Below are 13,766 nucleotides of genomic sequence, written 5' to 3'. Positions count from 1 at the left end.
GACAATATAGCCATTGGCATATAACTGACGGCGTAAATAATAAAAATAATCGCTAAATTAGCATCATCAACTCAACAAGGATAAATGATGATGAATAACAACATACTAAATACTAAAAAACTGGGTTATAAATTTTACTTTCAAGATGGCGATGATCAAATAGCCTGTTTTGGTAGCTACTTCACAGGTAAAGAAGAAGTCTATATCAATGATGAGCTTGTTAGTGAAAAACGAAATATTAACGTAGCAAGTAAACACCAATTTGAACTGTCAGGTAATACGTTTAGTGTTAAATTTGAAATGCTGAATATCTTGACTGGAAAACTTCAGTGCTCACTATTTAAAAATAAAAAGCTGGTAAAAAGCTACGAACAATCATCACTATTTAACAATCCAAAAACGTCGCTAAAAGTTCTTGCGGGTTGCTTTTTGGGTGGACTCATTGGCGGCTACTTACTCATTACAATTTTAGAGTTTTTACTGGGGAAGTTTTAGTATGCAACTCAACCCCACAACAGTGAGAACATTAAGGCAAAAGCTAGATTGGACTCAACAACAACTCGCTGATGCCTGTGATGTGAGCTTACGAACTATTCAACGAGTTGAAAAAGAAGGCGCAGCGTCAAAAGAGACCACCATGGCCTTATGTGCAGTATTGGAAGTTCGCCAAGGTGAATTAATACGACTTGAAGAGAGTACAGCATCAACCCCTTCGACACAGACTTTTAATAAACAAAAGATAACTGTGCTGATTGCAATTTCATCTTTTGCAAGCTTTGCGCTTGGCATGATCACCGTATTTTTAATTATGAAATAAGGAGTTAAGTAATGACAAAACAAACGCGAGGACACATTACTTTAGTGCTTTTGATAAGTGCTACCATACTTTTTGGACTAGGTATAAAGGTTGGCGCAATGTTATAAAAATGCCCCAAACTTGGGGCATTTAAATTAATCGTCTTAGTTATTTAAATGTTTGTTATTCAAACACCTTATCTACAGCCAACACTTCAATGTTTTTCGCAGGAATAGATAACTTGTAATCAGCAATTACTTTATCTTCAGCAACCAGTTCTGCTGGTTTTTCTGCATTGTATACCATTGGTGATGTTTGCTCAGACGCTAAGCGTTTTTGCATATCTTTACCATCGCCCGTGATAAATACATATTGAATATCATCTGTTTGTAAGTTTTCTTTTATTACGCGATTTACATCAGCAAGGCTTAGTTCTTCAAGCTGGCTCGTCACGTATTTAACAAATGTTTCTGTGTTATAAAACTCACTATCAAGCGCGTATCCTAACTGGCGGTTTTGGCTTGCAACCATTTGTGGCACAAAGTTGATTAAGAAATTGCGCGTTGCCTCAAAATCTTTTTCAGTCATGCCATTTTTAATCAGTTTATCAAGTTCAAATAAAGCCGTACGTGTTGCAAAGTGTGCATCGTTATTTGAACGTAACGGGCGCAACCATACTTGGAATATTTGCTCTGAACGGCCAAGGTTTGCATCTGGCTTTGTTTGGAACATACCACGTGGGAAATACTCGATATACGCGTAATCACCATAATTCATACCACGCGTTTGACGAATGCGCTCATACAAGTATGAGTTAGAGCTACGGTGTTCACCAAAGTACGAGCGCACTAACCAAAGTGCAGTCCAATCTTCGCTACTGCGAATGGTATCAATTGGGAAACCAAATGACACAGCGGTTGATTGCGCTGACTTTTCAACAATAGTGGCATGATGCCCTTTAAGCTCTGGTGCATCGGGAATTGATAAACGACTCTCCTCCCCTTTCGGTAAATCGCTTAAATCAGCAAACATGGTTGTTTTAAGAGACTCAGGCACAGCACCTATTAGACCAACCGTTAGCTTAGCCTGTGTGAACTCTTTGGCGTAAAACGCTTTTACATCATCAAGTGTTAATGCTTCTAAATCTGACAAGTCACCATAGTTGTAACTTTCGTAAGGGTGACCTTGATACAGCTTATGATAAAGCACTTCTTTACCTAGCTCTTCATCGTTAGAGGCTTTAAGGCCCGATTTAATACCGTCAATAAGCTCTTTCTTTAAACGTTTAAAATCATCTTCTCTGAATCCAGGATTAAGTAATTGCTCACTTACCAATGCATACCACTGAGCTGCATTATCTTTATGGACACGTCCTTGCAATGAAATCATTTCTTTATCAATCTGATAACCAAAACTGCCTGCTAATGGATACAGTGCTGTTTTGATATCATTATAACTCTTAGATTCAGAGCCGCCTTGTGCCAGCATGGCAGCAGTCAATGCAGCCACCCCTTTTTGACCTTTAGGGTCAGCCGCAGCACCTGTGTGGAATAGCCAGTTAACGTCAATCAATGGTGAGCTATTGGTCTTATCAAGCACATTAAAGTGGCGCTCTTTCACTGTTTGCTTGCTAGCAACTAGCGTATTTAGGTCAACTTCTTTTTCAAAACCGGCTATTTTATCAAGTGCCGACATAGTTACCGTTGTGCGTCCACTATCAACAAAGTATTTGTTAGCAATATCTTGAATATCTTTAGCTGTAATACTGTCAGCGGTTGCATAAAGTTGGTTAATCACTTCAGGGTCTCTTTCAAAGTGCATATAACTTGCAAGCGTTGATGCAATTGACTGAGATGAATCGAGGCCATTAATAAAGCTGTATTTTAAGTTAGATTTCAAGTCAGCAAGCTTTTGGCTATCAACAAGCTCTGTACGCGCTTTTGCATACGTATTATTAATTGCATCACGCGCTTTAGCTAAATCTTCTTCGTTTTCTACTTTTACAAATACATGCAGTAAGCCCGGATCTTTTGTATCTGGATTATAGGTAAACATTTGGCTGGCAATTTGTTTATCAACCACTAACTCTTGATATAACTCTGAATTATTTGAAAAATAAAGCTGCGACAGCAAATCAAGGGCTGCGCGGTCTTTTACTTCTGGCTGCCAAGCTGTGCCTTTGTATGATACGAGCAGCCAGTGCCCTGGCAGACCTTCGTTTTTCTCATGGATATACTTAGCCGCTTGCTGTTTTGGCTCCGTTGGAATATCAGCAACATAATCGCCTTTTTGCCAGTTACCCCAGTGCTTTTTAACCATCGCCATGGTTTCTTTTGTATCAACATCGCCAACAATAACTAATGAAACATATTCTGGTTTGTAAAACTTCTCAAAAAACTCTTTACCGTACGCCATTTGATCTGGCATAGCTTCAATGTCTTCAAAAAAGCCCATTGTAGTGTGTTTATAGGTATGTTTTTCAAATGCTTCATTACGCACGGCTGAAAGTAACTTACGGATAGGGCTGGCATTATTTTTAAGGTATTCACCTTTCACTGTTAATGCTTCAGTACGAAACTGCTCTTCAGAATATTTTAAATTTTGGAAAATATCGGCTTCAATTTCGAGTACTTTATCAAGGTGCTGTTTCGAGAAGTTTAAGTGATAGTTAGTGTAATCATTGGTTGTATAAGCGCGGTTATCAACGCCTGAATTTTTTAAGATATCTGAATAAACATCTTGTGGAAACTTTTCAGACCCTTTAAACATCATATGTTCAAAAAAGTGCGCAAAACCCGTTTTACCGGCTTCAACTTCATTACGTGAACCAACAGATACTGGGATTTGCAATGAAACAACATCTGGATAATCGGTTTTAACAATCATTACACGTAAACCGTTATCTAACTCTTCTAGTACGTAGTCTTGCGAAAAAACACGATCGTTTGCAGTGTTTACAGAGTTTTGCTCTATTTCAACTTCTTTAACCATGGTTGTACTTTCATTGCTAGCACACCCGCTCAGTGCTAGCGTAACGGCTAAACTCGTTGCTAATAATTTAAATTTCATTGTTATCCCTTGTTAGTTGAATATTTTTTTAGTTATAAATATGTCTACATCACTTTGATTATGCAACAAAGTGAGGAAATATAAGACCCCCAGCATAACAATTTATGTAAACAGTTGTGTATAAACACCACTATTAAACGTTTCCAACTTGAATATAATTCATAGTAATTGAAAAACTTTCACTAAAAAAATCTATCTAGACGTCTAAATGGCTGCTATATTATCTGATATAGAAAGTTAATTGGCTGGAATGAGGATTATGGCTTTATCATTACAAGAGAAAATTGAAGATACCAATCAGGGCGTTTACTTAATTGGCACAACTCCACCACGCATTGGTACAGATAAAGCTCAACTTGAAACTATTGCGCAAAAGCTTTTAGGTCGTTTGCATGAAATTGAATACGATGGTGTGATTATTTATGATATTCAAGATGAAAGTAGCCGTACTGACAAGCCGCGTCCTTTTCCATTCAAACAGACTGTGGACCCGAGAGAGTACAGCCATCTATTGCGTAACTTATCCGATCAAGACGTGATCACTTATAAAAGTGTTGCACAGCGCGGTGAAGAAGAATTTAAAGCATGGTTACATGAAACCAAAACCCAGTTTGATTTAAAAAATTTAGTGCTGGTGGGTAGCCCTTCATCTGAAGGTGATATCAAGCTAAGCTTACCAAATGCCTATAAAGTGTTAGAGCAACAATCGAATGACTTCTTTTTAGGTGGCGTCACGATTGCTGAGCGCCATGCCAGTAAACGTAACGAACACGAACGCCTACTTGAAAAAACCGCACAAGGGTGCAAATTTTTCATCTCGCAAGCTGTTTACAATGCCCAAGCCACGATTGATTTAATCACCAGTTATGCACGCAGCTGTAAAGCACAAGGTATTAAGCCGCAACGAATCATTCTAACTTTCACCCCTTGTGGCAGTGAGAAAACGTTAGACTTTATGCGGTGGTTAGGGATTTCTGTACCGGAGGCCACAAAATGGCGCATGCTGGATTCTAACAATCCACTGAGTGAATCAGTGCGCATTTGCCGTGAAAACTTAGATTTAATTCTACAAAGCTGCGCTCATTTGGATGTACCATTAGGATTAAACATTGAGAGCTTAACCAACCGTAAAGAAGAAATTGACGCATCAATTAACCTTTACCGTTTGCTAAAAGCAACAATGGAATTAAACCTGGCCGAAAAGCAAATAGCTTAGGTTCTAGGTTCTAGGTTCTAGGTTCTAGGTTCTAGGTTCTAGGTTCTAGTTTCTAGTTTCTAGTTTCTAGTAATGATGATAAGCGACATAGAATAAGCCAGCTCAAGTATTTAGCTTCGTTTCCTTCTCTTTATGCAACAAACTTAGTGAATTATTCACAAAGAGGTTAAGAGACGCTGCGCTTAAGAGTAATACAGATTCTAATCCCGACTTGCCATAGCATGAGGTATCACCAGCCCCAAAGTTGCCGCTTGCAAGCAAGGGCCCTTGTAGAAGCTCAAAAACAAAAGGAATTAACATTGCGCTAGGCAATGACTATCTAGCGTCACAAGGTTTAGTGTCATTGAGAAATATTTGGATCAATATTCATTACGGGAGATGAACCGCCCATTGCACTTCCTGTTAATAAAAAGCGCATGATGGGTGGTGTGGGGGCTTGAAGTTAGAGACCTCAGGCTACCCGATTATATTTTTATTTCTTCAGCAATGACATTGTATCCACTTGAATGAATGGAAACTTTAAATACTTTCGCTTTGGGAAAATAGTTATTTGCAATTGCTTTTATTACTTTCTGCTGTCCTGAAGGCATATTTTCACCCACATAAATTGCTTCAAGGGCTTCACTAGAGTATTGATGCAAACCTTCAATCTTTGAGATAAAACGTAATTCCCCCTCGTAAGACCATTGCTCATGTTTAGTTAGAATTGGACGGCAATACTCGATACTATCTTGGTTTAAATAATCTAAGATGTTAATTTTTAGAGGCTCTGCAACGTAATCCACCGTACTCCAAACAACTTTAGGGTGCTCAACTTTAAGGGAACTATAAAACTTGTTTGCTGAAAACTGTAAACAAAAACCAGAAAACCCAAATCCATAATGAGACCACATTAACATATTGGCATAATTAGGATATGGATATTCAGGTATATCTATTGATGTTGAGAAGACGCATAAAGACTTGAAAAAAGCTTCTCGGTTCGCCTTTAACTCAACAGCTAATTCATTCATTTTGTTAATAAATAAATCACCGTCAGCTAAATACCTTTGTGTGGCAATTTCTATTGCTTTTTCAGGATTAGTAACTGTTTTCAAAGATTCAGTTGCAAACTTTATTAGTTGTGTAATTTTCTCATCTTCATCTTGAGGTTCGTTATAAATTACAAACCCTTCAAAAGGATCGTTAAGTGTTTTAAGTTTAGAAAACCATACAGAACTACTTGCTAAAGCCGAAATAGAATTCTCGTTGAACGATGAAAATTTATATATACGATCTGTGGGAAAGTCCAATTGGCCTCCAAAAAACATAACGCCCTGTTAACAGGAAAAAATTGTTGGCTAAAATTAGCGACGAAGGAGCAAAAGCCAACTGGTTTTTTGTCCTTGTTTAACAGCTTATATAGGCTTTGCTGAATCTCCAACTTCTGGTGAATCAAAAGGTACTGGATGCTTTACTGGATCTTCAATCGTTTCGCCAACTAAAGCTGCTGCAAGTCCACCCATTCCCGATTTTCTTACTATACGCCCACCAGATTGAGTTCTATTCGATTTTATCGTACACATTTTATCTTGTACATGAATCACAGAACCGGAACCTCTAACTATTTCCAAACAACCGAGACTTCCTCCTGTAACTGGGTCTATTATTTCTTCTGGTTCTACATAATAAACTAAAAAGCTATCTCCTTTAGAAACACCTTTTTCTATGCCTATATTTAACACAACAGTAAATTCATCAATAACGCGAACTACAACAATTTTGTCTTGAGTATTCATTAGTCACCACCTAGATAAAAACTTGGAACAGAAGGTTTAACAATTAGTTTTTCTAAGTCTTCTGGTTTATTTGCCTTTAAAGCATCTACTTTTTCACTAAACTCAGCATCTTTTATTAAAATAACTTGAACCATCTTGTTATTTTGAATATTTACCACCTTACCAATGCCAGATAATCGCTCTATACCGCTGTCATTATAATATACCGAAACTATAGAATCGTGAGACAGCAATTCTGTTGGATCTAAAAGTAAAAGAGCTGATGCTTCACTATAGGAGGATGGTGGATCTATGACTGTTCTTACTTTTGGTAAAGTCATTTTTGAATCAGTATGGGCATCGAATGCAGCCCGAGCAAATATACTAACTAAAGAAACCAGCAGAATAACAATAACAAGAGTCCAGTTTAAAGGAAGTGTTGTCGCCGAAGGGACTACAAAAAAACTTATTATGGAAGCAATGACACCAATTATAGTAAATAGAGCCCCCCATGATTTTAATGCAGAAGTCCATATTCTTTCTGAGAAATTCATTTATACACACTCTCCTTGATGAATGATGACCCTATAAGCCTAACGAGCCTGTAGATTAACTCGTTTTTTTGTTTATTTTTATTGATAAACAAACCATAGCTGAGTTCCTATTTTCGTTCAATCGATTACTGTACTTTTATGTAGGATATAAAAAGTGTTTGATATTGTTTTAATTGGCGTTTTGGAAGTGGTTACGAGTGGTTGAGTCGCTTTATTTTAAGTTAAAAGGGCTTCCCCTTCTTAATGCATCGTGTTTTGCAGTTTTTCTATGTTATGAACTAGGCAATATAGTTGCCATTGGGCATTCACTTTCGTTTGTCCCCGTAAGGTTAATTTATTCATGCCTTTGTTTACTGTAATATTTCCAAACACGGGCTCTATACAGCCTAATCGCTTACTGTATTGTCGTCGCCCCATTGGACTGTCTATTTTGACCTTCATTTTGTCGATGTAGCTTAGCTTTTTACATGATTCATCATTTTTAAACTGTACTTGTCGCCCTGTTTTTATCGGTGGCTTTCGCATACATTGCTGTTGCAGTGGGCATACCTTACAGTCTTTTAAATAACCACAGAATCGCGTGTATTTTTGGTTATGACTGTTTACATTAACCCCGCTTCGCCACATATTATTGCCTGCGGGGCAGCGGCAGGTTTGTGTCGCCTCATCATAATGGAAGTCGTCTGAGGTAAATAAACGAGGCTTGCCTTTACTGCGCTTTAATCGGCGTTTTTCTTGCTCTGTTTCGTAGGTTTCGCTGTCTTTAAACAGTGGGTTGCGTTTTCTAAATTGGTTATCCGCAATGTAAGTATCAAAGCCACTTTGCGCCATGTATTCAAGGTTTGCTTCGCTGTTAAACCCACTGTCTGCAGTGAACTTAATTGTGTTTTCGTCTGTAATTTTATCGGTGTTTAATTTATCAAGTTGTCGTTTTAATTGCTCAACGGCTGGCTGGAGTGTTTGTTGCTCACCCACCGACCCCCATGCTTGTGCTTGCAGGATGATTTGGTGTTTATCGTCATTTATTGCAATACCATTGTAGCCTTGAATGGTGCCTTTTGAGGTGGTCATTTTTGCGCTGTCTGGGTCGGTGATATTGCTTTTAATGGGCTTGCCTTTACTGCCTATTTTTTCTTTGTGTGTGGCGAGGAAGTCTGTAATTTTCTCTGCGCTTTTATCCAGTTTTTCTTTTTGCTTTAAGTCCTGTTCAATGAGCTCCTCGCCCAGTCCATCTTGTGATTGGTGACGCTCAATAATACGTTTGCTTGCGCGTTCTAATTTTGTTTTTTTACGCCCTAGCTCATCGAAAGTGCCGCTCCACTCTTTACTCGCATTTGACTTTAATTTACACCCATCAATGGCAAACATGTTACGGCCTATCAAACCTTCTTCATCACATATCAGAAGCACTTGCGTAAATAGTGGCTCAATCTGTTCGTGCATTTTGGCTACGAAACCTGCTATTGATGTGTAATGCGGCTGAATATCTCCTGACACACTCATAAATAAAATATTATGCTCGCAAGCCTTCGCAATCCGGCGGCTACTTATTAACCCATGCGCATAACCGAGTAAAATAATCTTTAACATCACCGTAGGCGGATACGCCGCAGCACCCGTTTTGTCGTTGTTGTACCACGCGTCAAAGCCCGATAAGTCGAGTTTATTTTCGACAATATAACAAAGGGCATATTCAAATGTTCCCGGCAAAATTTGCTCAGCGAAATTGATAGGAATGAATTTGTTTTGGCAGGATAAGTCAGGCTTGTAGTTGGCCATAACAATTTACCGTGGGTGAATAATAACCATTAGATCATAGTAACCCAGTGGTTTCAAGGTTAAAATACAATCAGATTTGTATAGTAGGATATGTTTCTAAAAAGAGTAATTCTACAGCCTCAACGCCCAATTAACAGGCAAAAAATAGTTGGTTAAAATAGCGACGCAGGAGCAAAACCAACTGTTTTTTGTCCTGTTGAATTGCTTATGAGCACATTACACCAACACTTCTCTTTTAGCGTTTGCCAGAAAAGCAAGCTTTGAATTATTACTTGCAGGCTGGAAAGTATTAGTGGCTTTAGATTGCACTTTTATTGTTGATATTATAGCACCAGCTATAGTAGCAATAGGTAATGTCATTCCTGATGAAAAAAAGTCTATCAAAGCTCCAGATGCCGCACCAACAGAAATATCTTTACCACTTAAATTAAGTTCTGCTGACAAATCAAATTTACCAGTTTTGTTAAAGCGCTCATGAGTTACAGAGTCCAAATCAGCAATTGATTTAGCTAAATCTGAAATCGCTCTTTTAGACGCTAAGTCTTGATCGGCTGAACTTAAAACTTGCTCATACAAATCATCTAGGTGTGCATGAAGGGAGTAAAGCTCATCTTTTCGTTTCTCTTTAAACTCTAAAAGTTCATAGATGTTAACATCGCCAGTTGGTACTGGTAATGAAGAGGCAAGATCCACACGAATAATATTTCTCCGTTGGTTAAAGCCAGTAGGAAATTGGCATTCACCTCCTAGCTGATGAACAACCCAATCTGTAGTTTTATCTTTCACTAATTCTTGTGCGACTAAACTTTGACAAGACAATATAGCGTTTGTAACTTGGTCGCCCTCAAATCGTCCACTGAATCCAACTTTAGGTCGCTCTAAAGCACCTGATTCAATTAACTGCTCTTCTTCGGGTAATCCAATATAAACAAGATTGTTTCCGGGGATTACAACTTTATCCCAATAAAGAATGTAATAACGTAGTTCGTCAATCGAAAGACTACGTTCCATTTGAAAGCCCTTGGGTAATCTATTTATGATCCCAGGTGAAGCTATTACACCTCTATCCATTTAGTACACTCCTTGCCTGTGCTCATAACAGCTTGTTGAACACCATTTTGGTGGTTTATAACACACCAGAACGGCGTATATTACATACCCTGATAATTTCACCAATAATTACCTTTGTAAACAAGTAATTAAAACAGCTAGGAATTAAGCGTGTTATTTTGCACCAAAACGGCGTTTAATAATGTTATCGGACAAAATTAGGCTCCTACTCATCAAAATAAGAATAAATTTAACTTTTTCGATGGCCGGTTATCGCTCTTAGCTAGCTGTCCGGTGAGGTCTTTAAGGTTTTTTGGCTAACTTAAACGCTTGTTTTACGCTATACATATCTTTATCTGCCATATCTAGTAATGCTTCGAACGACTCTTTTTCTGAAGAGCTAAAACTACGTCCTATACTCAAGGTTAAATTTGGTAGGTTTTTATCTGCAAGCTCTGCGTGGTAAGCATTTATTATTTTATCTATCACATTATTAATTAATAACCTGTCAGAAATCTGAATTACCGCAACAAACTCATCCCCTCCTAAGCGACCAATAATGTCGGCATCTCTTAAATGCGTTTTCAGTGTTTTTGCTAGGACAATTAATGCATTATCGCCAACTTCATGGCCATAGCTGTCATTTAGCTTTTTAAAGTCATTTACATCAATAAACAAACAACAGACATCAAAACCTAATCGATTTGCTAAATTGAGCTTTTGTTGAGCCAACAAACTCAGTGCTCGGCGGTTATAAATGTTAGTCAGCGGATCCAGCATGGCTATTTCGCGCATTTGCACAAAACTATTTAGCATTTCTAAATCATCTTCAACTAAATCTCTAAGTTGTTTGATCAACTCTAAATAATTGTGCTGATAATCTGTTTGCTGAAAGTCCATTACGCATAATGTGCCAAACACTTCACCATCAGGCCAATGAATAGGTAAGCCTAAATAAGACTCAAAACCATCGCGAGTCACCTCTGGGTTATCAGTCCAACTACCGTCGTCGCTGGCATGGTTTACATAAAGTGATTGATTTTCTTGCACCACTTTCTTACAAAAAATATTAGTATCAAGTGGCACGACCTCCCCTGCTTTATACGGGTTTTCTCGCTGTTCGCTGGCAACTACAATTCGGTAACCAGCGTCAGTAGCTTGAACAACAAATCCTGCTGGAGCTGAAAATAACTCAGTCATTAAATCGACCGTTTTCTGCCACTTCTGTAAAGATATATGGCTGTCTTTTTCTGAGAACATCCACTGATTAGTTTTAAACATACTGAGCACCCGCGCTGACTACTTAAAATTAAGTATAAAAGACTTATCGGCGGCGGTTTGAACTTTTTTTACCTAAAATTCGTTTTTTATCACGGTCTTTTCGCGATTTATTCGTATTTTTACGGTTATCTTTAGGCTTTTTGTTTGGGTCAGGCTCATAGCCTGCAAGCCATTGTGGCGTTAGGCGAGTATCTAATAGGACTTCAATCTCCTCAAGAAGCCACTGCTCATCAAGACTTACTAATGACATTGCAAGGCCTTGCTCACCTGCTCTGCCCGTTCGACCAATTCGGTGAACGTAATCTTCAGCTATATAAGGAAGTTCAAAATTGATTACGTATTTTAATGAGACAATGTCTAACCCTCGCGCAGCAACATCCGTTGCAACAAGCACACGAGTGGTTCCCTCTTTGAAGTTTTGCAGTGCCCTATCACGCGCTCCTTGTGATTTATCGCCATGGATAGACTCCGTTTTAAGCCCGTCTTTACACATTTCTTTAGCTAACTTGTCTGCCATTTGTTTAGTTCGGGTAAAAATAAGCACTTGGCGCCAGTTTTTCATACCAATCATGTGGGAGACTAGCTCTCGCTTACGATCTTCATCTACAGCATAAATAACTTGCTCAACCTCAACAGCAGCAGAGTTGCGTTTATCAACTTCAACAAGCTTAGGGTCCTTGAGTAACTTTTTACTCAATTCAAATACGCTATCATCAAAGGTAGCTGAAAATAATAAAGTCTGACGGTCACGTGGCACATGGCGCAAAATACGTTTAATCTCGTCAATAAAGCCCATATCGAGCATGCGATCAGCTTCGTCAAATACTAATGAGTCTACGCTTGATAGAGTAATACTGCCTTTAATAATGTGATCAAGTAAACGCCCAGGGGTGGCAACCACTACTTGTGCCTCTTTCATCGCTTTGACTTGAGGGCCAATACTTGCGCCACCATATGCTAGGGCACCCTTGATGCCACAGCCTTGTGCATATTTTTCGAAACTAGCAAAGACCTGCTGAGCAAGTTCTCGGGTAGGCGTTAATATTAAAACACGCGCGGTACCTTGCTCATCTTTTTTATCACTAGTGATTAGTTTGTGTAATAGAGGTAATACAAAGGCAGCTGTTTTACCCGTTCCCGTTTGCGCACTACCCATCACATCATGACCTGCCAAAATGAGTGGGATTGTTTGTAGCTGAATTGCTGTAGGAGTTTGGTATTCAGTTAGCTCAAGGCTCTTGAGTAATAAAGGGTCTAGATGAAGATCAGTAAAGGTTGCAGCAGACATAAGATAAACTTGGAATGACAAATATTAGCATTATTGTACGCGCAAAACGTGCAACAAAAAAGGCACTTACGCGCCTCTTAGAGATGTTTAAATTATCGCGGATTTAAGCTACGGGCTTAAGCGTTTCTTTGCGCTCGTTATAAAACGCAATCAGATCGTCAACAGTCGCTTGGCAGTATTCTCGTATGCCAGATACAACCATATGTTTTTCACCTGAGCCCACTTTTTTGCCATTCTCTAGCAAATTAAATCGCAGTGTTATTTTACCGCGCTTACCTGCGCATTCGAAATCAGGTTCAGCAAACTCTAATGTAGGCGCCGTGATATCCAATGTATCGAGGTTAATCAGCATAGACTCATAGATTACCATCGGTCTAGCCGGGTTTATCATCACATCTTGCTTACCCATAAGTGGGATAATTACATGTGGGAACGTAGTGCCTGAAAACTCTACGTAGTTTTTAATTAAACTATTTGTTAGTGTTTCACACTGGCTTGTTTTACCTTCACGCTTAACCTTAAGCATGACTTTTTCACCGCTGGTTATATCAAATTCATCTGCACCTTGTGGAAAATGAAGTTTTGAATTTTCATCAACCATACCTGCAAAGGTGAACTCCATTCTTTCACTGATACCATACTTACTTAATACCAACGAAAACAATAGATCCCCAGGTACACAAAATCTCTTTGCGTCTTTATCATGAAGCGGGTTGTAATCATCAGCTACACACTTAGCAAAGCGGCAACCTTGCTCGCGAGAAATAGAGACATAGTCAGCATGTTGCTGATAATAAGGACTTAACATTGTTTATTCACTACTTAAACTGCTTATAACCTGACTATACTACCAGATAAAAATACAATAGAGGTCGAATCTGTTAAAGTTTTGTTTATAACCTCAAGGTAATTTGCTTACTTAACTTAAAATATAGTGCAGCAACGTCTAAACTAACTATTATTAATAAACATAACG

Annotated in this window: 12 protein-coding genes; 3 read left to right on the top strand and 9 right to left on the bottom strand. The window is 38.6% G+C overall.

The features are described from left to right. Positions 1–90 precede the first annotated feature (90 nt). Complete coding sequence (locus tag ACFI4Z_RS06695; protein ID WP_462670014.1) at positions 91–495, top strand: hypothetical protein; 405 nt, start codon at positions 91–93, stop codon at positions 493–495. Between the two features lies 1 nt (position 496). Continuing rightward, positions 497–817, top strand: a complete 321-nt coding sequence (locus tag ACFI4Z_RS06690) for a helix-turn-helix domain-containing protein (RefSeq protein WP_462669907.1) — start codon at positions 497–499, stop codon at positions 815–817. A gap of 162 nt (positions 818–979) precedes the next feature. Here ACFI4Z_RS06690 and ACFI4Z_RS06685 read toward each other — a convergent pair whose 3' ends face one another. Next, on the bottom strand, positions 980–3,865 hold the full coding sequence (locus ACFI4Z_RS06685) for a M16 family metallopeptidase (protein ID WP_462669906.1): 2,886 nt from the start codon (positions 3,863–3,865) through the stop codon (positions 980–982). Between the two features lie 259 nt (positions 3,866–4,124). Here ACFI4Z_RS06685 and ACFI4Z_RS06680 point away from each other — a divergent pair, with 259 nt between their 5' ends. Then, a complete protein-coding gene (locus ACFI4Z_RS06680) occupies positions 4,125–5,081 on the top strand; it encodes a methylenetetrahydrofolate reductase (protein WP_462669905.1) in 957 nt (318 codons plus the stop codon). 464 nt (positions 5,082–5,545) lie between these two features. On the opposite strand, the gene ACFI4Z_RS06675 is transcribed toward ACFI4Z_RS06680, so the two are convergent. From ACFI4Z_RS06675 to ACFI4Z_RS06640, 8 genes are all read right to left on the bottom strand, one after another. After that, a complete protein-coding gene (locus ACFI4Z_RS06675) occupies positions 5,546–6,373 on the bottom strand; it encodes a DUF2971 domain-containing protein (RefSeq protein ID WP_462669904.1) in 828 nt (275 codons plus the stop codon). A 105-nt stretch (positions 6,374–6,478) separates the two neighbouring features. Next, positions 6,479–6,859 carry a hypothetical protein gene (locus tag ACFI4Z_RS06670; protein ID WP_462669903.1) on the bottom strand — a complete coding sequence of 127 codons (381 nt, stop codon included), beginning with the start codon at positions 6,857–6,859 and terminating at the stop codon, positions 6,479–6,481. Then, on the bottom strand, positions 6,859–7,392 hold the full coding sequence (locus ACFI4Z_RS06665) for a hypothetical protein (protein WP_462669902.1): 534 nt from the start codon (positions 7,390–7,392) through the stop codon (positions 6,859–6,861). Before ACFI4Z_RS06665 ends, ACFI4Z_RS06670 begins: the two co-directional genes overlap by 1 nt. A 240-nt stretch (positions 7,393–7,632) precedes the next feature. Continuing rightward, complete coding sequence (locus ACFI4Z_RS06660) at positions 7,633–9,171, bottom strand: transposase (protein WP_462669901.1); 1,539 nt, start codon at positions 9,169–9,171, stop codon at positions 7,633–7,635. Positions 9,172–9,387: 216 nt separating this feature from the next. Beyond that, positions 9,388–10,182 (bottom strand): DUF6236 family protein, encoded by a 795-nt coding sequence (locus ACFI4Z_RS06655; protein WP_462669900.1) that lies wholly within the window; start codon positions 10,180–10,182, stop codon positions 9,388–9,390. A gap of 342 nt (positions 10,183–10,524) precedes the next feature. Next, entirely contained in the window at positions 10,525–11,502 is a 978-nt protein-coding gene (locus ACFI4Z_RS06650) for a sensor domain-containing diguanylate cyclase (protein WP_462669899.1), read from the bottom strand. Positions 11,503–11,545: 43 nt separating this feature from the next. After that, positions 11,546–12,790, bottom strand: coding sequence for a DEAD/DEAH box helicase (locus ACFI4Z_RS06645; RefSeq protein WP_462669898.1), 1,245 nt, complete (start codon positions 12,788–12,790; stop codon positions 11,546–11,548). Between the two features lie 103 nt (positions 12,791–12,893). Beyond that, positions 12,894–13,598 carry a DUF3581 domain-containing protein gene (locus ACFI4Z_RS06640; RefSeq protein WP_462669897.1) on the bottom strand — a complete coding sequence of 235 codons (705 nt, stop codon included), beginning with the start codon at positions 13,596–13,598 and terminating at the stop codon, positions 12,894–12,896. Positions 13,599–13,766 lie beyond the last annotated feature (168 nt).

Source organism: Pseudoalteromonas sp. RWi3, assembly GCF_054960735.1.
This window is presented reverse-complemented; position numbering and strand designations above follow the sequence as displayed.